The organism is Bifidobacterium moukalabense DSM 27321, assembly GCF_000522505.1.
In the GTDB taxonomy this organism is placed as follows: domain Bacteria; phylum Actinomycetota; class Actinomycetes; order Actinomycetales; family Bifidobacteriaceae; genus Bifidobacterium; species Bifidobacterium moukalabense.
Genome location: NZ_AZMV01000007.1, coordinates 914,484 through 934,592 on the forward strand (window position 1 = coordinate 914,484; position 20,109 = coordinate 934,592).

The following is a 20,109-nucleotide window of genomic DNA, read 5'->3' on the forward strand; positions in this document are numbered from 1 at the left end:
CGGTCAGTTGGTGACGGAATAGTCGAAGAACACGACCTCGCCGCTGGATTGCGTGGCGTCCAGATCGACCACGCCGGTGATGGCCCAATCGTGGTCGCCGTCGGAATCGTCGATGATCTGGCGCACTTTCCAGCTGTGTTCGCTGTTCTCCTTGCTCTCGTCAAGGATGAACAGTTCGCCGCTGCGTGCCTTCGCGTCGATGTTCACATACTCGTGTTCGTCGTAGAAGTCGTCAAGCACGTCCTCCCACTCGTGCACGCCATAGCCCCAATCCTTGTCGAGGGCCCCCAATTCCTCGGGCTTGTCGAGATCCATAAGCTGCACTCGTCGGAACATGGCGTTGCGTATGAGCACGGTAAGACCGCGACGATCCTCGACCACGGCGTTCTTCGCGCCGGGGGCCGCCAGATTCGCGGCGGCTTCGGAGGTTGCGGCATCGGCACCCGCATTCTCCCATTCGTCGACCAGACTCGAATCGATGGAACGCACCACCACGCGCAGCCATGAGATGATGTCGCGCAACTGCTCATCGCGTTTCTCCACCGGCACGGTGCGGGCCAGCGCACGGTAGGCATCGGACAGGTAGCGCAACAACGTGCCCTCGGAACGGGCGATGGCATAGCGGGCGATGTAGCCGGTGAAATCGGAGGCCGTCTCGACCATGTCGCGCACCACCGACTTCGGGCTCAGCCAGTAGTCATTCGCCCACGGTACATCATGGCGGTATTCGTCGAACGCGGCCTGCAGCATGTCCTCCAGCGGCTTGGGGTAGGTGATCTCCTGCAGACGGTCCATGCGTTCGTCATAGTCGAGACCGTCCTCCTTCATGCGGGCCATCGCCTCGTCTCGTGCCTGACGCTCCTGCGCACGCAGCACCTGCTTGGGGTCTTCCAATGTGGCCTCCACCATGGAGATCACATCCAGCGCATACGTTTCAGACTCCGGGTCGAGCAGTTCCAGGGCGGCCAGCAGGAACGGGCTCAACGGCTGGTCGAGTGCGAAATCGTCCGGCACATCGACGGTCATGAAATAATCCCTGCCGCCGTCGTCACGATCCTCCGTCTCGATCACGTTCGTATCGAACAGGGTCTGGAAGATCTCGTCGGCGCGCGCATGCAGACGTTCCTTCTGCTCCTGGTTCTGCGCGGAGTCGTCGATAAGACGGTCCACGCGGTGGCGTGCGTCGCCGCCTTGCTCCACTTCGTTCAGCACCATCGAATGCGTGATCTTCATATGCGGCACCAATGTTTCCGGTGCGGCGTCGATCAGCCTGTCGAACGTGTGCTCATTCCATGTCACGAAACCTTCCGGGGCCTTCTTGCGCTTGACTTTCTTGAGCTTCTTCGGATCGTTGCCGGCCTTGGCCAACGCCTTGGCGTTCTCGATCTCGAATTCAGGCCCCTCGGCGATGACCAGGCCTTCCGTGTCAAAACCCATACGGCCCGCACGACCTGCGATCTGATGGAATTCGCGGGCGCGCAGCCTGCGCATCTTCGTGCCGTCGAATTTGGTCAATGCCGTCAATACCACGGAATGGATCGGCACGTTGATGCCGACTCCCAGCGTATCCGTGCCGCAGATCACCGGCAACAGGCCCTGCTGGGCAAGCTGTTCGACCAAGCGGCGGTAGCGGGGGAGCATGCCGGCATGATGGATGCCGACACCCGTGCGCAGCAGACGTTGCAGGATCTTGCCGAACGCGGTGGTGAACCTCGTACCCTTGATCGCCTCGGCGATGGCATTGCGCTGCTCCTTGCTGGACACGCCCGTGCTCGACAGCGCGTTGGCGGTCTCCAGCGCCGCATCCTGGGAAAAATGCACGACATAGATCGGCGTCTCGCCTTTGCCGAACGCCAGTTCCACCGTCTTCTCCAACGGGTCGAGCGTGTACTCGTAGGTCAACGGCACCGGGCGGGGCGCATCGGCGATGATATCGACATCCGTGCCGGTCATGTCTTCCAGCTTGTCGGCGATCGCATCGACATTGCCAAGCGTGGCGCTCATCAGCAGAAACTGCGTATCAGGCAGGGTCAGCAACGGCACCTGCCAGGCCCAACCACGTTCGGGATCGCCATAGTAGTGGAACTCGTCCATCGCCACGCATCCGACATCGGCATGCCGACCCTCGCGCAACGCCTGGTTGGCGAGGATCTCGGCGGTGCAGCAGATGATCGGCGCATCCGCATTGATATGGGTGTCGCCGGTGATCATGCCGACGTACTCACGGCCGAACACCTCGACCAGATCGAAGAACTTCTCGGAGACCAGCGCCTTGATCGGTGCCGTGTAGTAGGAACGCCGCCCCGTGCACAGGGCGGCGAAATGCATGCCGAGCGCCACCAGCGACTTGCCGGAACCGGTCGGAGTGTTGAGGATCACATGGTCGCCCGCCAGAAGATCCATGATCGCCTCCTCCTGATGCGGCCATGGCTCGACGCCTTTGACGTCAGCCACCCAACCGAAGAAACGCTCGTAGATCTCATCCGTGTCGATGTTGCGCCCGCCGTCGTCCCAACGCGGCGCCAACGCGCCCAGCGAGCCATAGTTCGTGTCGTCTGCCATAGCTGCCAGTCTACCGACGGGTTGCGAACGCGCGTGTCGAACGTGTGTTCGAATTTCGTGTCACGGTGGAGTAGAATTGGCATCATGACTGAGGATTTGTTCGGTGCGATGGAGGCGCCGGAGGAGATGACGAGACCGCTGGCCGTACGTATGCGCCCGTCAACGGTTGATGAGGTCGTCGGGCAGGATCGCGTGCTGGGGGAGGGCTCGCCATTGCGCAGGCTTGCGAATCCGGCGTCCAAGGGGTCCCTCACTGCGCCGAGCTCCATCATCCTGTTCGGTCCTCCAGGGGTGGGCAAGACCACACTCGCCTACATCGTCGCCAAACAGTCCGGCCGCGTGTTCGAGGAGCTGTCGGCCGTGACCTCGGGCGTCAAAGACGTACGGGATGTGCTCGGGCGCGCACATGATCGACTGGTCACCGAAGGCAGGGAGACGGTGCTGTTCATCGACGAGGTGCACCGTTTCTCCAAATCGCAGCAGGATGCGTTGCTGCCAAGCGTGGAAAACCGTGATGTGACCTTCATCGCGGCGACCACCGAAAACCCGAGCTTCTCCGTCATCAAGCCGCTGCTGAGCCGGTCGGTTATCGTCAAGCTCGAATCGCTGGAACCGGATGATCTCAAAATCCTCATCGAACGGGCCGTGAAAGACAATCGTGGGCTTAAAGATGAGGTGCGAATCAGCGACGAGGCCTCGGATGAGATAATCCGTATGGCCGGTGGCGACGCGCGCAAGACGCTGACGATTCTCGAAGCCGCTGCCGGTGCGCTCACAGGGGACAAAGAACGTAAGAAGGGTGCGAAACGGCCGATCATCACTCCTGAGGTGGTGGCGAAGGTCATGGACGTAGCACCGTGCGTTACGACAAAGACGGAGACGACCATTACGACGTCATCTCCGCGTTCATCAAATCCATGCGCGGCTCCGACCCTGATGCCACCATGCACTACCTGGCACGTATGCTGCGTGCGGGTGAGGATCCACGCTTCATCGCCCGCCGCATCATGATCGCAGCCTCGGAAGAGGTCGGCATGGCCGCCCCGCAGATTCTGCAGGTCACCGTGGCCGCCGCGCAGGCCGTGGCCATGATCGGCATGCCGGAGGCGCGCATCATTCTGGCCGAGGCGGCGCTCGCCGTGGCGACCGCGCCGAAATCCAACGCCAGCTACAATGCCATCAACTCGGCGCTCGCCGACGTGGACGCGGGATTGATCGGACAGGTACCATTGCATCTGCGCAACGCACCGACCGCCCTGATGAAGAGCTGGGGTAACCACGAGGGGTACCGCTACGCGCACGACTGGCCGGGCGCGGTGGCCCCGCAGCAGTACATGCCCGACGAGCTGCGGGGGCGGGAATACTACCATCCGAACGACCGCGGCTACGAGCATGAAGTCAAGCCGCGGCTTGAAAAGATCCGCCGGATCCTGCGCGGGGAGGACACGTCGGAGCGGTAGAAGGGGCGTGAGTGAATCCGTCGGCGAAATATACGAACGGACCGGGGCTCCCGTTACACTGCTAGGTGGCTTTTTGGCGACGGCATCGCACATGGCCGTAGGAAAAAGTGCGCGGACAAGGAAATATGGAAGTACAGAACATCGTAAAGAGCAACGAACCACCAAGCAACGGAATAACGCATAACACGGCGGCGGCCAATCCCATCCCGGACGAACATATCCCCGGCAAACTCATCGGAGCCATTGTGGCCGTAGGGTCGTTGGCGTTCATCGGCATCCTCACCGAAACGGTGATGACCGTGCTCTTCCCCCAACTCATGCGGGAATTCGGCATCGATACCGCCACCGTGCAATGGATCACCACCATCTACTTGCTGGTGGTGGCCTCCACCATGCCGTTGTCTTCCTATCTCAACCGCAAGTTCAGGCACCGTCAGCTGTTCGTAGCCGCGGTGGCGCTCGCGGTTCTGGGATCGCTGGTCATGATATTCGGCCATGCGTTTCCAGTGATCCTCGTCGCACGTGTGATTCAGGGCATCGGATCCGGCGTGGCGACGCCTTTGATGATCAACATCATCCTCGAACAGGCTCCACGCACCAAAGTCGGGCGCCTGATGGGCGTAGGCTCGCTCGTCATCACCGTGGCCCCGGCCATCGGCCCCACCGTTGGCGGTGCCATCTCCAGCATTCTGCCGTGGCGCGCGATTTTCGTCATCGTCATTCCGGTCATTCTGCTGATTTCGTTGCCGGTCGGCCTTACATGCATCGAACAGCGACGTCCGACCGAGGAGGCGCACTTGAATCCACTGCAGTTCGTGGCGATCGTGCTGTCGCTGTGCGGTCTGGTGATGTTCCTCAATCAGACCGGCGTGGCCATCAGTGCCGCGGTCGCCGGCGGCAATGCGGTATCGTCCGCCATCGTCGCGGCGATCAGTCTGGTCGTCGGTCTGGGCTCGCTGGCGTTCTTCGGCTGGTCCTCGCATCGTTCGTTCTCGCCGCTCATCCGTCTCGGCTGGCTGCGTGACCCGATGGTGCTGCTGCATCTGATCGCCTACATGATCCTGCCGATCGTCGGCATCGGATTCGGCTATGTCATCACTAATCTGGCGCAGCTTTCGCTTGGTACGAGCGCCTTCGTCGCCGGTGCGCTGGTGTTGCCGGGAGCATTGGTCGGCGCCTTCTTCGCTCCGGCCGGCGGCATGCTGTATGACCGATTCGGTGCGGTCCGTCCGATTCTCGGCGCCTTCTGCGCGGCCATCTGCGGTCCGATTCTGCTGTTGGCGTTCTCGATGCGGTTGACTCCGGTGACGCTGGCGGGCTTCTACTTCATTTTCGGACTCGGCTATTCGCTGGGACTATCGAACATCATGACCAACGCATTGAAGCACATCGATCCCGTGTTCATGCCGGACGGCAACGCCGTGTTCAATACCGGACTGCAATTCGGAGGCGCAGCCGGAACCGCGCTGTTCTCCACGATTCTGTCCATGGCGCAGTCCGGTGCGGGAGAAGAGGGGAGCGAGACCTTCCGCCATGCCACGGCGGTGGGTGGCGGCTGGACCTTCGCCACGATGATCGCCATCGTCGCCGTCGCCATCTGCTGTCTGGCCGCAGCGTTCCGCATCGGTTCGAAGCGTCGATAACAGGTTATAGAAAACGCCTGTAGCGTAATGCGAAAAGGGCGCTTCACGGGGGAATGCCGGCTTGCTAATCTGTCTCTACCGCCTAATTGAGAGGACAGAACATGAAACCTCAGCACCCGTACAACGGCATCGCCACAGGACCGCTCAAGCCGATTGTGGCGGTGCTTTCCATCGTTGCGTTGCTGACGGGGTGTTCCGTGGAAGCGAAGGATTCCAAAACCGAGATCGCCAGCACCGACAAGGTGGTCAGCGTCAATATCACCGAACCGTCCAACGGTTTGCTGCCCAGCGATACCAGCGATATGTCGGGATGGAAGATCGTCAGTCAGCTGTACGACGGACTGGTCACCTTCGACGCGTCAGGCAACGAGACGTTCGTCGAGGCCGAATCGATCACCCCGAACGATGACGCGTCCGAATACACCATCGTCATCAAGCCGAACCTGACCTTCTCCAATGGTGAGAAGATTACCGCCAAAACCTATGCGCGAAGCTGGTCGTTCGCGGCCAACGCGGCCAACGGGCAGGTGGGAGCCTCCATTTTCGAAGACATCCAGGGCTATGACGAGTTGCAGGACGAGAAAGGCTCCAAAACCGCTCAGCTGTCCGGTCTCGATGTGGTGGACGACACCACACTGAAGGTTACGCTCAAGGCGCCCAACTCGGCGTTCCTGTACAAGATCGGGGACATCGCCTTCCTGCCGATGCCGTCCGAAGTGATCAAGAACCCCAAGGAATACGGGCAGAAACCGATAGGCAACGGCCCATACAAGCTTAAGGCGTACAAAAGCGGCGAGGAGATCATCCTCGAACGTGATGACTCATACGCCGGCCCACGCAAGACCAGCAATGCGGGCATCGACTTCAAGGTGTACCAGAGTCTCGACGCGGCCTATTCGGATTTGCTGGCCGGCAATCTCGACGTACTCGACTCCATTCCGACTTCGGCGTTGAAAACCTATCGGAACGAGACGTCCATCACCGCGGTCAGCAAGCCGGGCCCGGCATTCTCCGCATTCACCATCGCCCAGAACCTCAAGCATTTCCAGGGGGAGGAAGGCAAGTACCGCCGGCAGGCCATCGCGCATGCCATCAACCGCGAAGATATCGCCAAGGCGATCTTCGGAGGCACCGTGACCCCGGCCACGGACTTCCTTGCGCCGGTGATCAAGGGGTACGACACCGATCTCGACACCGATGGCGTGCTTTCGTATGATAAGGCGAAAGCCAAGGAGCTGTGGGCCAAGGCGGACGCCATCTCGCCATGGGACGGTACCTTCCGCATCGCCTACAGCGCCGACGGTACCGACAGGGAATGGGTGGAGGCCGCGGCCAACTCCATCCGCAACACGCTCGGCATCAACGCCGAAAGCTACCCGTTCGCCACATCCAAGGAATTGAGGAGCGCGATTCAGGAGCGCACCGTCAACGCGGCGTTCAAGTCGGGCATGCAGTCCGACTACCCGCATCCGGAAGGCTATCTGGTGCAGGCGTATGATTCGTCGGCGGCAGACGGCAAGGGTCTGAACAATGGCGATTACAAAAGCGATCGGTTCGATGCCCTAATCGACCAGGCCGCGGCCGAAACCGATCTGGACAAGGCGGTGAGCCTGTATCGGCAGAGCGAACGCGTGCTGCTGGACGACCTGCCGGTGATTCCGCTGTGGTATACCAACGTCACCGCGGCGGCGGTCAAGGGCGTACAGGTGGATTACAACTATATGGGCGTTCCGGAGTACAACACCATCGTCAAGTAACGCTTTGCCGCACGGTGGCGAAGACTCCACTGTAGGCGCAAATCACACACCCGTCGCTTCGAAGCGGTAGGCTGAAGAACTATAGAAAACACTGAAAAAGGAGACAAGGTGAGCAACCTAAGTGCACCCCTGCCCGTTATGGCCGGCGACGACATGCCGGCGGGACCCACCGATCCGATTTTCAACCGTCTGCTGAAGGATCGCATCATCTGGATGGGAGAGGAAGTCAAGGACGAAATGGCCAACCGCATCTGCGCGCAGATGCTGATGCTGGCCGCTGAGGATCCGAAGAAGGACATCTGGCTGTATATCAACTCCCCGGGCGGCTCCATCACCGCCGGCATGGCCATTTACGATACCATGCAGCTCATCGAGCCCGACGTGGCGACCGTGGGCCTGGGCATGTGCGCATCCATGGGGCAGTTCCTGCTGAGCTCCGGCACCAAGGGCAAGCGGTTCCTGACCTCCCATGCCCGTGTGCTGATGCACCAGCCGTCCGGCGGCATCGGTGGCACCGCCACCGATGTGCGCATCAACGCCGAGCTCATCATGGATATGAAAAAGACCATGAGCGAGCTGACCGCCGAGCAGACCGGCCATACCGTCGAGGAAATCTACCGCGACAACGAATACGACCACTGGTTCACCGCGCAGGAGGCGCTGGAATACGGCTTCGTCGATAAGCTCGTCTCCACGCACGACACGATGAACGCAACCAAGGGAGAGTGACCATGGCAAGCGAAGAAGCACAGTTCGTAGCCCGCGCCGAACGTCTCGCCGGCCCGACCGGTGTGGTCGGATTCCAGGCGCATGCCGCGCGCGAGGCCGCATTCGCCCCGCAGAACCGCTACGTGCTACCACAGTTCGAAGAGAAGACCCCATACGGCTTCAAAAGGCAGGACCCGTACACCCGACTGTTCGAGGACCGCATCATCTTCATGGGTGTGCAGGTGGATGACACCTCCGCCGACGACATCATGGCCCAGCTGCTGGTGTTGGAGAGCCAGGATCCGAACCGTGACGTGATGATGTATATCAACTCCCCGGGCGGTTCGATGACGGCCATGACCGCCATCTACGACACCATGCAGTACATCAAGCCGGACGTGCAGACCGTGTGCCTTGGCCAGGCGGCCTCAGCCGCGGCCATCCTGCTGGCCGCCGGCACCAAGGGCAAGCGCCTGATGCTGCCGAACGCCCGCGTGCTCATCCACCAGCCGGCCATCGACCAGGGCTTCGGCAAGGCCACGGAAATCGAGATCCAGGCCAAGGAGATGCTGCGCATGCGCGAGTGGCTCGAGATCACGCTGGCCAAGCATACCGGCCAGGACGTGGAGAAGATCCGCAGGGACATCGAGGTCGACACCTTCCTGACCGCGGCTGAAGCCAAGGAATACGGCATCGTGGACGAAGTGCTCGAGCATCGCTCCTGACGGCCCGCACCGGACTGAACATATCTTCACAAATCAATGCCCCTGCTCTCTATCGGCAGGGGTATTGTGTTTTCTCAACACAAGGATTTCGAAAAGGGGCGCGAATGGGACGCGTGGTCGACTACAACGATGCGGTACCGAGATGCACGTTCTGTGGCAAGTCCGAGAATCAGGTACGTAAGCTGGTCACCGGTTCGGGTGCGGCCATCTGCGACGAATGCATCGAACTGTGCGTGGACATCATCTCCGAAGAACGTGTCAAAGACGCCCGGATCAACGCATTGCAGCTACCCAAGCCGATACAGATCAGTGCCTACCTCGACAGCTACGTAGTGGGGCAGGAGGCCGCCAAACGCACGTTGGCGGTGGCCGTATACAATCACTACAAGCGTGTCAATATGGAGATGCGCGAATCCGCGGAGTCGACCGATGCCGCCAAGCGGGGCGGCCAATCCGATCCCCTGGCGGATGTGCAGGTCTCCAAATCGAACATCCTGCTGCTGGGGCCGACCGGCGTGGGCAAGACATACCTTGCACAGACGCTGGCGAAGGTGATGAACGTGCCGTTCGTCATAGCCGATGCCACCACGCTCACCGAAGCCGGATATGTGGGGGACGACGTGGAAACGGTGCTGCAGCGCCTCATTCAGGCCGCGGACGGTGATGTGGCACGTGCACAGAGAGGCATCATCTATATCGACGAGATCGACAAGATCGCACGCAAAAGCGGTGAGAACACATCGATAACCCGTGATGTATCGGGCGAGGGCGTGCAGCAGGCGCTGCTCAAGATCCTGGAGGGCACCGTGGCGTCGGTGCCGGTGGAGGGGACGCGCAAGCACCGCGAACTGGAGACCGTCCAGATCGACACCCGTGACATCCTGTTCATCTGCGGCGGCGCCTTCGTAGGGCTGGCCGATATCGTGGCCCAGCGTCTCGGCGCCAGGGAAAGCGGTTTCGGTGCGGCCTGGCATGACCATGAGGTGCCCAGGCGTGAGCTGCTGGCCCAAGCCAGCGCCGACGATCTGGCCGACTTCGGCCTGTTGCCCGAATTCATCGGCCGCCTGCCGGTGGTGAGTGTACTGGAGGAGCTTACCGAAGACGATCTGGCCAGCATCCTCACCCAACCCGAGAATGCGCTGGTCAAGCAGTATCAGAAGCTGTTCGCCGTGGACGGTGTGAAGCTCACGTTCACCGAGGAGGCGGTGCGGCAGATTGCGGCCACGTCGATCCGTCGCGGCACCGGTGCGCGAGGATTGCGTTCCATCATCGAAAAGACCTTGGAAGATACAATGTTCCAATTGCCCAGCATGGATGATGTGGCGGAGGTGATCGTCGACGCGGCCTCGGTGAATGGCACCGGCACTCCGAAACTCCTGCGCGCTCCGACCCAGGAGATTCCCCGGCGCAAAACGGCCTGAATCTTATGATTCCTAGCGACACGCCGAAATTTTGACTCAAGGGTGTTTGGGTGTATCTTATTCGAGTTGCCAAAAACAAGCAACGTTGCGCGAGTAGCCCAGCGGATTAGAGCAGCTGACTACGGATCAGCAGGTCGCAGGTTCGAATCCTGTCTCGCGCACCAAGCCGCCGGTCATCAGGCGGTATGGATAAATGAGATGATGTTGCGCGAGTAGCCCAGCGGATTAGAGCAGCTGACTACGGATCAGCAGGTCGCAGGTTCGAATCCTGTCTCGCGCACAAAGGACCTCCTTCGCGAATGCGTTGGAGGCTTTCTTTTTTCTGAAAGACATGCTTGCAGTCAACGCCAAGGGTGTTCGGTACACTGGTATACGGCGTTTTTACGTGCAATACGGCCGTATCGAGGCCGTAGACAAGGAGCATGATGACCACAAAAAAGCAAGGACTCTGGGCAACCATACGGCGCATCGCCGCCTCCGACCGCATATCCGGCCTTATCATGCTCGGCTTCGCCCTTGCCGGTCTGCTGCTCGCCAACCTGCCGTTCACCGCACACGCTTTCGAACGGCTTGAGGAGTTCCGCATCGCAATCCCCCATACCAACATTGATATGGGACTGGGCCATTGGGTGCAGGACGGCCTGCTGACCGTGTTCTTCCTGACCGTGGGCCTTGAACTCAAACAGGAACTCACCACGGGTTCGCTGTCCAATCCGAAGGCCGCGGCCGTACCAATGCTGTGCGCGGTGGGAGGCATGCTTGTTCCGCCGGCACTGTTCATCGCGGTCATTTCATTGTTCGCGCATTTCGGGCCTGGCGGGGCGGGGGAGCTGGTCATCGCTTCCGGCACCAGTTTTTCCTTCAGTGAGATGTCGCAGGGATGGGCGGTGCCCACCGCCACCGACATCGCCTTCTCATTGGCGGTGCTCGCCCTGTTCGCCAGGGCGTTGCCGGGTTCCATCCGCGCGTTCCTGATGACCCTCGCCACGGTGGACGATCTGTTGGCCATCATTCTGATCGCCGTGTTCTTCTCTTCGGTGAATGCCTGGTACTGGTTCATTGGCATCGCCGCGTGCGCGGTCGTCTGGTTCTTCCTGGTGCGTATGCAGAAGGTGCCGTGGCTTGCCGTGGTCATCGTGGGCGTTCTTGCATGGGTCATGATGTTCGAAGCGGGCATTCATCCCACGCTTGCCGGCGTGTTGGTGGGACTGCTCACTCCGGCCCGTGAGCGATTCGGCGAGAAGAGTCCGCGTGCGGAACGCTATGCGGAGAAGCTGCAGCCGTTTTCCGCGCTGTTGGCCCTGCCGATCTTCGCTCTGTTCGCCACCGGCGTGCATTTCGAATCGCTGACCTGGGCGCTGTTCGTTTCACCGGTCGTGATCGCCGTGATAGTGGCGCTTGTGATCGGCAAACCCTTGGGCATTATGATCACCGCATGGCTGTCCACGCATCTGGCCGGCCTCAAGATGGCCAAGGGGCTTCGAGTACGTGACATGTTTCCGGCCGCCTGCGCCTGCGGTATCGGATTCACCGTGTCGTTCCTCATCGCCTCGTTGGCCTATGAGGATGCGGAACTGTCGGCGGAAAGCCGTTTCGGCGTACTGATAGCCTCATTGATAGCGGCGGTGATTTCCGGCATTCTGCTGAGCCGTCAGTCCAAGCGGTTCGAGATCGCACAGCGGCAATCCTCCGAGGCGTCCGATCAGCATGACGATGCCGATGAGGAGGTCGAAACCGTGCTCGAAGACGGCACCATCGCCGTCAGCCAGATGATCGGCACGAAGACCAGGACGAAATAACGGCAGGCGCCCGTCGGTGGGCGCCTCCTACACGGATGTCATCGCTTGACGGCGATAAGGAGACCGGTGCCGGTTGGGGTGAGCGTGGTGATGAAACGCTCATCGGACTCCACGGTCTCCAGCAGTGCGCGCATGGCCACGGATTTGGCGTCACGATTGGCCGGGTTCAGCACGCCTCCCGCGGATTCCGCCGATTCGAAGGCCAGCATGTCGGTGAATGCGATGATGCCATGGGATTTGAGCAGGCGAGGCGCCTGTTCAAAGGAAGCCTCGTAATTGCCCGGATCGCCGGCGACAACAATCAGATCATAGGTCTCGGCATTCAGTCGCGGCAGGAACACTCCCGCCGGAGCGTTCACCGCACGAAGCGTGGTCTGAATCTCATCGGATAGATGATTGAACAGGGCGCGAATCAGCGCAATGCCCTGGGAGGAGGAGTCGACGGCGGTCAGTTGTCCGCCGTTTTCCAGGCCATTGACCAGCTGCAGCGTCTCCACTACGGAACCGGTGCCGACGGCGATGACCGATGATGCGCCGATCATATGCACCAGTACGCGCAACAGTTCGGCCTGCGCGGCGGAGCCTTGCCCGATACCGGACTCCTCGGCATGTGTGCGTACCGCGTTCAGTTCGATGGACTGACGTGAGAACGCATGATCCTCAACAAACTCCCAGGCCTTGGCGAGATTGGTATACGACGTTCTATCCATGACTTTTCAGCGTTCCTTGATTTGGGCGATCAACTGCCAGATTTCCTCACCGACGTCAATACCGCGGGGGCATTCGCGACTGCAGGCGCGCACCGACTGGCATGCGGCGATGCCGTCGGCCGAATCGATGGCATCCATGCGTGCGGCTGCCTGCACATCACGCGAATCGTTAATGAAGCGGGAGGCGGTGATGAGTGCAGCCGGGCCGATGAAGGCCTCGCCGCCGGCATATACCGGACAGCTGCCCTCGCAGGTGCCGCACGCGATGCAGTTGCTCAGTTGTTCGTATTTGGCGAGTTGCTCGGGGCGTTGCAGATATTCGAATACGTCGATTTTGCCTTCGTCGGTGGTGGCCAGCTCGTCGTTTGCCTGCAGATAGGGCTTGAGCCTTCTGATCTGATCGAGCATCTGATCGATGTCGGCGATCAGATCACGCTGCACCGGAAAACCCGGCAACGGCGCCAGCTCGATGATGCCTAGGTTGCCGGAATCATCGCCGTCATCGGTCTCGATTACGGCGGTGTCTCCCGTATGTCGAAAGCCCTCGTCGTCGACCATGGAGACGCTCGGCTGTTTGGCCCAGTCCTTGACGGTCGCCGTGCATAGCAGAGTGGGGGTGCCGTTGATGGACACGGCATCGGATCCGCACATGCCATGGCCGCATGAATAGCGGAAGGCGAGTGTCGGATCGATGGTGCGCTTGATGCTCAGCAGACAATCAAGCACCGTATCTTCCGGACGCGCGCTCAACGTATAATCCTGCACCCACTGCTTGCCGCGAGGACGACGACGCGCCGAAGCACCCGAGCCGCCGAAGGGTGAGCTTTTCTTCGCGAACGGGCTGCCGCCACGACTGCGGTCACGGTCGCGTTCCGGGCGTGGAGCGAATCGATTCACCCGCAACGTCACCGTGTTCACGACGTTTCCCATATCGCTCATATACCCGCCTTTCCAATGAAAACCGTCAACCAGTTTGCCATATGCTGTGCCCAGAAACACTAATATTCACGGGTTTTTGGCGGCATATCCACAATATGCACGGGTTGCCAGGAGACCTGCCCCTGCGCGTCGACCATGGAATGGGAAAGGAAATGGTCGTCGTCGCGTTCGGGGAAGTCAAGACGCTTCAGAGAGCCACGGGATTCATGGCGCGCATCGGAGGCCTTCAGTACGGCTCCGCCAAGCTCGATGAGGTGACGTACCTCCCAGATGGCGGTGATTTCCTGATTGAAGGTCGGCGCATCGGAATGCGCATGCAACCGTTCGGCCCGTGGTCCAAGCTCGTCATGCAGTATGGCGAGCGCCTGTTCGATACCGGTTTCGTCGCAGCGCACGGCGACGGCGCGCTCCATCACCGATCCCAGATCGGCCATCAGTTGGTACGGATTATCCCGACCGGCCTCGTCATCCTCCGGCAGCCGCACCAGCAGATCCTTGATTTCGGCGGTACGTGCCGAGGCCGCCTGCCTGACGGCGTCGGCGTCGTTGCCTTCCGGTGGTTCTTCGGACATCAGGTCGTTCACCGGATCATCGGTGATGCGTGCCGCCATCGTCTGTCCGGAACGGGTGCCGAACAGGCAGGCGTCCAACAGGGAGTTGCCTCCCAAGCGGTTCGCGCCATGTACGGATACGCAGGAGCATTCACCGGCGGCGAACAGTCCTTCGACCGTACGGCGTTCACCATCGTGCCAACGGTAGACCTCGCCATCGGTGCTTACGGGAATGCCGCCCATCGTGTAATGCGCGGTCGGTTTGACCGGCACATAGCTCACGGTCGGGTCGAGATCGGCGTATTTTTCAATGGTCTCGACCACCTGAGGCAGCACCTCGTGCATATGCCGGGTCTCGATGCCGGTCATGTCGAGCCATACGCAATCCTTCGGGCCATCCGGATCCTTCGGATCGGGGATTCCACGTCCCGCGTCGATTTCGGCCATGATGGAACGGCTCACCACGTCTCGGGCGGCCAGATCGGCATGCCCTGGCGCATAATGCTCCATGAACGCCTCGCCATCGGCATTGCGCAGCACGCCGCCTTCGGCACGGGCCGCCTCGGACAGCAGAATGCCCGTGTGCGCAAGCCCGGTCGGATGGAACTGCACGAATTCGGCATCTTCAAGCTGCAGACCGGCGGTCAGCGCCAAGGCCATACCGTCGCCGGTCAGATCCCAGGAATTCGAGGTGGTGTGGAACAGTCGTCCCGCGCCTCCGGTGGCGATGAGCACGTTGCGCGCATGAATGGCATGCGCCACACCCTTATGCGTGTCGAATGCCACCACACCCTCGACCTTCGAACCGTCTTCGGAGATGACCAGATCGGTCACGTACCATTCCTCGGCGAATTCGATGTCTTCGGCCACGCATTGCTGCCACAGCGAGAACAGGATCTGATGGCCGATGCGATCGGCCGCATAGGCGGCGCGCCGCACGGGCGCCTTACCGAAATCCCTGGTATGGCCTCCGAAGCGACGCTGGGCGATATGACCGTCGTCGGTGCGGGAGAATGCCACGCCGGCATGTTCAAGCGCAATCACCGTGGCCGGGGCCTCCTGGGCGAGCAGCTTGGCGGCATCCTGATCGACTAGCCAGTCGCCGCCCTTGACGGTGTCGAAATAATGCCAGTGCCAGTCGTCCTTTTCGACATTGCCCAGGCTGGCGGCGATGCCGCCTTCGGCGGAACCGGTGTGCGAACGCAACGGCTGGAGCTTGGAAATCACCAGGATGTTCGGCCTGATGCCGCTGGCCTTCAGGGTGCGCATCCGTTCGCTGCGCAGCATTCCCAACGCCGCCGACAGGCCCGCTGCGCCGGCGCCGACGATTACCGCATCATATAGATCTTCAACATGCTTCGGACTCATACCAACGATTCTCGCACAAGGTGCGACGAAACGGCATGACCGATCATGCGGATCGGGTCTTTACGCGCCGCCAGGCGCGATGCTGATCCGCCCCGCCCCCATGGTGATGATGCCGGAGAGCTCCATAGCGCCGAGCTCCTGCATGATTGTCGCGATGGAGTATTCGCCCGGATGCGATTCGTTCAGTATGCTGAGGATGCCGTCGGCCGATGCGTCGCCGAAACGGCTGCGGCATGCGCGGATGGCATGCAGGATGTCGTTGCCGGTTGTGTTCGTGCCACCATCTTCCTCGCAGTGGCCCGAGTCATCGGATGGCGGATTGTCCTCGTCTTGCGATGGTGTGGTGGTATGCGGCCGGTGCGCTTCGTGGCACAGCTCGCCTATGTCGCTCAGCGAGCAGACGATCGAGGCCTTGCCCTCCTGGATGAGTCGGTTGCATCCGGTGTTGTGGGGCATGGTGACGTCTCCAGGCACGGCATAGAGTTCACGATTGAGCTCTCCCGCCCAACCGGCGGTGTTCAGCGCTCCCGATCTGGCACGGGCCTGTGCCACGATCACCGTTGACGATAATGCGGCGATGAGCCGGTTGCGCAGCAGAAAACGCCGTGCCTCCGGAATGGTCGCAGGGCATAGTTCGGATACCAGAGCACCTTTGCCTTCGACGATTCGTTCGAACAGACGCGCGTTGCTCTTCGGCCCGATATGGTTAAGCCCTCCGGCGAAAACCGCCACGGTCCTGCCGCTGATGCCTGCGCCAACCTCATCCATGGCGGCCAACGCTCCCCAGTGGGCCGCGGCATCCGTGCCCAGTGCGCCGCCGGATACGACCACATGCCCGGATCGGGCCGCCTGACGGGCGAGTTCGTACGCGCACCGGCGACCATAGTCGCTGACGCCACGCGAACCGACTATGCCCACCGGTTTGGAGCAGGAGACCAGCGTTTCGGGATCGCCCCGCCCCCATAGGCATAGCGGGGCGGCCCAATCGGTGCGTAATGACAGATCGGCGAGTTGGGCTGGCCAATAAGGGCTGTGAGGGGCGATGATCCATTGTGTGCCTTCGGCCGTGAACCAGCGTTCCAACTGCTGCGGGTCGTGTGAAGGCAGCGTGGCCAGACGCTGCTGCCATGAGGCGAGCGAACCGTGGAATGAAGACATGCCGCGAGCGTTGATGGTGCGGCCCCAGCGGGTGATGCCGTTGATGAAGGCAGCATCCAATGCCTTGCATGCTGCGGTGACGACCCCCTCATGTTTACCTGGACCACCGTCGGCGATCAGGCGCAGAGCGCCGGCGGCGCTGCCCGTGCCTTTCAGCAGTGCGTACATCATGGCGTCCGCGCTATCCAGGCAGTACGTCAGCACGGCCCTTGCCAGGGTTTCTTCGTCAAGCGAGCGGGATGGCACATTCATGACATCCTCGTTCGCATGGAAATCCCCTGCATCATCTCCGCTGGCCCGGGCGAGGATTTGCCGGCCAGATCGGCAAGCGTCCAGGCGAGACGCATGGCCCGGTCGGCTCCACGCAGGCTGAGCCGTTCACTTGCCAAAGCCCGATTGACCAGTTCGATGGCTTTGTGCGATGTGTTGGCACGCAACCACGTGCCGGTAGCTTGCGCGTTGCATGACCATCCATATTCACGGAACCGTTCCTGGGCCATCTGCCGAGCCACCATGATCCGCAATCGGATCGTGTGGCTGGATTCGCCGACTTGTCGGTTCCCTGAATCGATACGGTCGACCGGCGGCACTTCGACCTGTATGTCGATCCGATCGAGAATCGGGCCGGAAAGACGATTGAAGTATTTGATACGGTCCTTCTCCTTGCAGGAGCAACGCTCGCCATTGCCGTAGGAGAATCCGCAGGGGCATGGATTGGAGGCCATGATGAGCTGGAAGCGCGCCGGATAGTATGTGGTGCCTTTCGAACGGGAGATCGCCACGTAGCCCGATTCCAGCGGTTCGCGCAGCGTCTGCAACGCGCGTGCGGAGAATTCCGGGGCCTCATCCATGAACAGGATGCCCCGATGCGCCCTGGTGATGGCTCCGGGCTGGGCCAACCCCGCTCCGCCTCCCACCAGAGATGCCATGGAAGCGGTATGGTGCGGCGCTTCGAACGGCGGGACATCGGATATGCCGTAGTTGGGCAACGTGCCGCATAATGAGCGAATCGATGCGACCTCCAATTGCTCCGCCTCGTTCAACGGGCTCATGATGCCGGGCATGCGGGAGGCGAGCATGGTCTTGCCGGTACCGGGAGGACCGGTCATGAGCAGATGGTGGCCGCCGGCCGCCGCCACCTCCAAGGCCCATTTGGTCGATTCCTGCCCGACCACCTCGCACATGTCCCCGGGTGAGGGGTACGGGGTGACGTTCATACCGGTTTCGATGTCGCGTTGGGTGTCTGGTATGCGGTAGCTGGCATGGCCTCCCATCAGTTCGATGAGCTCGCCCACGTGGCGTACGCTGATTACGTCGATATCGCCGATGAGCCTTGCCTCGTCGGCATTGGCATGAGGCACGATGACCTGCCGTATGCCCTGTTCCCGGGCATGCAGCATGATCGGCAGCAGGCCGTTGACGGGCAGTACGGTGCCGTCGAGATTGACCTCGCCCAGTACGATGGTGTCGGCCAGACAGTCATGCCCGATGATTCCGGAGGCGCTGAGCACGCTTGCCGCGATGGCCAAATCGTGTGAGGAGCCCTTTTTCGGCATGGAGGCGGGGGAGAGGTTGACCGTGACCCGGGTTTCGGGCCATTTGAATCCGCTTGCCTGACATGCCGACTTGACCCGCTCCCTTGCTTCGGAAAGCGAGGTGTCGGGCAGTCCGATGATGGAGAAATAGGGCAAGCCGGGGGAAACGAAGGCCTGAATTTGAATGATGAAGGCCTTCAGACCGATCAATCCCACCGATAATGCGCTGCCGATGGCCATCAGAACGCTCCTTCGATATGGTGCACCAATGGTCCGCCCCCGCGCACGATGACGGTGATGACATCGAAACGCACCCCGTTATGGGGAACCCGATGATCGGGCTCCATCAGCCACTGCACCGCCGCATGTCGCAGGTTGATCTGCTTTGCGGTCGTCACCGCCTCCTGCGGGGTGCCGTAGCGCAAGGTGCGCCTGGTCTTGACCTCGACGAACGCGATGCAGCCTGCTTCGGTGCGGGCCACGATATCGAGCTCGCCGTAGCGGCAATGCCAATTACGGTCAAGAATGTGCCAGCCATGGCCTTGGAGCCATGCGGCGGCGTATCGTTCGCCGAGCGCGCCGACCTGGCGACCGGATAGCGTGCCGTCATGCAGCCGCCGTGCAAGAGAATCAAGAAGGTGTTCCGATGACGACGTTGCGACCGGAACCTCGGGTGTGATGCTGCCGTTCATGGTTCCAGTGCAGCAGAAACGGATGCCCCGGGGCAAGGAGGAGCGGCGAATGTGGATAAGTCAAGCGTCTTCGGGCGTGTTGTGGACGGCATGTGGATTGCTTGGTGAAATCCACAGCAATCCACAATACGCGGGGTGCGCCGCCGGGCCGTCCTAGCGGCGCACCAACGAGGTCAGCTCGTTGAGATTGAGTTCAAAGCTCACGCCGCGCTCGTCATGATGCGGCTGATACTGCGTGCTCTCCATGGCGTGACGTACGAACTCGCCGGCGATATGCGCGGCTTCGGCGAGTGAACGGCCGGCCATCACGGCGCCGCACAACGCCGAAGCGAACGCGTCGCCGGTGCCATGCGTCATGAACGGCAGCTTGTCGTGCGCCAGTTCGTGCTTGCCCGCCACGCCGTCGGTTGCGGAGGCCACATAGTTGCGGATTTTGCCATCGCTCCGATCGATGCCCTTGAGCACCACGTTCTTCGTGCCCAGTGACAGCAGCGCATCGATGATGCGGTCCACCTGCGCGTCCGACAGATCCTGTCCGGGATATGCGCGGCCCGTCAGTATGGACGCTTCGGTCAGGTTCGGCATCAGCACATCCGCTCCGTCGACCAGCGACCCCATCGCCTCGCACAGTTCGGGCGTGTAGGTGGCGTAGATCCGGCCGCCATCGCCCATCACCGGATCGACCAGACGCAGGGCATGCGGGTATTCGCGGTACAGGCGCTGGATGATGCCCACTTGTTCAGCGGAACCGAGGAAGCCGGAATACACGCCGTCCAGCTCGACGCCCTCCTTGCGCCAGGCATCCAGATAGCCGGACAGGATGTCGGTGGTGTCGTGGAAGGTGAACGTCTCATAGCGGGTGTGCGCGGAGAACAGCGCTGTCGGTACCGGGCATACGTCGCAACCGGCGGCCGACAGAATCGGGATCGCGGCGGTCAGCGAACATTTGCCGTAGCCGCACATGTCATGCACCGCGGCCACGCGGGGAATGTACTGCGGATCGCGGCCGTACAGAATCTCGTCACTCATGTTGGAACCTCTTCCATTGCTCGTATCTGTTGAATGACTTTAGCCGGTACGT

Annotated in this window: 14 protein-coding genes, 2 tRNA genes and 1 pseudogene; 9 read left to right on the top strand and 8 right to left on the bottom strand. The window is 61.2% G+C overall.

Features of this window, described 5'->3' with window-relative positions:
• Positions 1 to 3: 3 nt before the first annotated feature.
• Positions 4 to 2,562: a DEAD/DEAH box helicase gene (locus BMOU_RS10225; RefSeq protein ID WP_034877298.1), complete on the bottom strand. Its 2,559-nt coding sequence runs from the start codon at positions 2,560 to 2,562 to the stop codon at positions 4 to 6.
• An 84-nt stretch (positions 2,563 to 2,646) separates the two neighbouring features.
• Between BMOU_RS10225 and BMOU_RS10230 the strand changes: the two are divergent.
• The 9 genes and pseudogenes from BMOU_RS10230 (at position 2,647) to nhaA (ending at position 12,075) form a co-directional block, all read left to right on the top strand.
• Positions 2,647 to 4,022 (top strand): annotated as a pseudogene (locus tag BMOU_RS10230) (replication-associated recombination protein A).
• 203 nt (positions 4,023 to 4,225) lie between these two features.
• Entirely contained in the window at positions 4,226 to 5,665 is a 1,440-nt protein-coding gene (locus tag BMOU_RS10235; protein WP_137648283.1) for an MFS transporter, read from the top strand.
• Positions 5,666 to 5,766: 101 nt separating this feature from the next.
• Positions 5,767 to 7,422, top strand: a complete 1,656-nt coding sequence (locus tag BMOU_RS10240) for a peptide ABC transporter substrate-binding protein (RefSeq protein WP_034877302.1) — start codon at positions 5,767 to 5,769, stop codon at positions 7,420 to 7,422.
• A 108-nt stretch (positions 7,423 to 7,530) separates the two neighbouring features.
• Positions 7,531 to 8,151: an ATP-dependent Clp protease proteolytic subunit gene (locus BMOU_RS10245; protein ID WP_137648246.1), complete on the top strand. Its 621-nt coding sequence runs from the start codon at positions 7,531 to 7,533 to the stop codon at positions 8,149 to 8,151.
• A gap of 2 nt (positions 8,152 to 8,153) precedes the next feature.
• A complete protein-coding gene (locus BMOU_RS10250; protein ID WP_034877307.1) occupies positions 8,154 to 8,855 on the top strand; it encodes an ATP-dependent Clp protease proteolytic subunit in 702 nt (233 codons plus the stop codon).
• Between the two features lie 104 nt (positions 8,856 to 8,959).
• Positions 8,960 to 10,276, top strand: coding sequence for an ATP-dependent Clp protease ATP-binding subunit ClpX (gene clpX, locus BMOU_RS10255; RefSeq protein WP_034877310.1), 1,317 nt, complete (start codon positions 8,960 to 8,962; stop codon positions 10,274 to 10,276).
• An 87-nt stretch (positions 10,277 to 10,363) separates the two neighbouring features.
• Positions 10,364 to 10,440, top strand: a tRNA-Arg gene (locus BMOU_RS10260).
• A 42-nt stretch (positions 10,441 to 10,482) separates the two neighbouring features.
• A tRNA-Arg gene (locus BMOU_RS10265) sits at positions 10,483 to 10,556 on the top strand.
• A gap of 142 nt (positions 10,557 to 10,698) precedes the next feature.
• The gene (gene nhaA / locus BMOU_RS10270) at positions 10,699 to 12,075 is read left to right on the top strand and encodes a Na+/H+ antiporter NhaA (protein ID WP_137648245.1); all 1,377 of its coding nucleotides are present in this window, start codon (positions 10,699 to 10,701) and stop codon (positions 12,073 to 12,075) included.
• Between the two features lie 38 nt (positions 12,076 to 12,113).
• On the opposite strand, the gene BMOU_RS10275 is transcribed toward nhaA, so the two are convergent.
• From BMOU_RS10275 to BMOU_RS10305, 7 genes are all read right to left on the bottom strand, one after another.
• Positions 12,114 to 12,785: an O-methyltransferase gene (locus BMOU_RS10275; RefSeq protein WP_034877316.1), complete on the bottom strand. Its 672-nt coding sequence runs from the start codon at positions 12,783 to 12,785 to the stop codon at positions 12,114 to 12,116.
• Positions 12,786 to 12,791: 6 nt separating this feature from the next.
• Positions 12,792 to 13,724 (bottom strand): succinate dehydrogenase/fumarate reductase iron-sulfur subunit, encoded by a 933-nt coding sequence (locus tag BMOU_RS10280; protein ID WP_034877319.1) that lies wholly within the window; start codon positions 13,722 to 13,724, stop codon positions 12,792 to 12,794.
• A gap of 59 nt (positions 13,725 to 13,783) precedes the next feature.
• A complete protein-coding gene (locus BMOU_RS10285; protein ID WP_034877322.1) occupies positions 13,784 to 15,643 on the bottom strand; it encodes an FAD-binding protein in 1,860 nt (619 codons plus the stop codon).
• A gap of 60 nt (positions 15,644 to 15,703) precedes the next feature.
• Positions 15,704 to 17,053: a DNA-processing protein DprA gene (locus BMOU_RS10290; RefSeq protein ID WP_034877325.1), complete on the bottom strand. Its 1,350-nt coding sequence runs from the start codon at positions 17,051 to 17,053 to the stop codon at positions 15,704 to 15,706.
• Positions 17,050 to 18,576, bottom strand: a complete 1,527-nt coding sequence (locus BMOU_RS10295) for a YifB family Mg chelatase-like AAA ATPase (protein ID WP_034877327.1) — start codon at positions 18,574 to 18,576, stop codon at positions 17,050 to 17,052. The genes BMOU_RS10290 and BMOU_RS10295 overlap by 4 nt, the downstream gene beginning before the upstream one ends.
• A complete protein-coding gene (locus tag BMOU_RS10300; RefSeq protein WP_034877329.1) occupies positions 18,576 to 19,028 on the bottom strand; it encodes a YraN family protein in 453 nt (150 codons plus the stop codon). Before BMOU_RS10300 ends, BMOU_RS10295 begins: the two co-directional genes overlap by 1 nt.
• A gap of 153 nt (positions 19,029 to 19,181) precedes the next feature.
• Complete coding sequence (locus BMOU_RS10305; protein WP_034877331.1) at positions 19,182 to 20,057, bottom strand: pyridoxamine kinase; 876 nt, start codon at positions 20,055 to 20,057, stop codon at positions 19,182 to 19,184.
• Between the last annotated feature and the right edge of the window lie 52 nt (positions 20,058 to 20,109).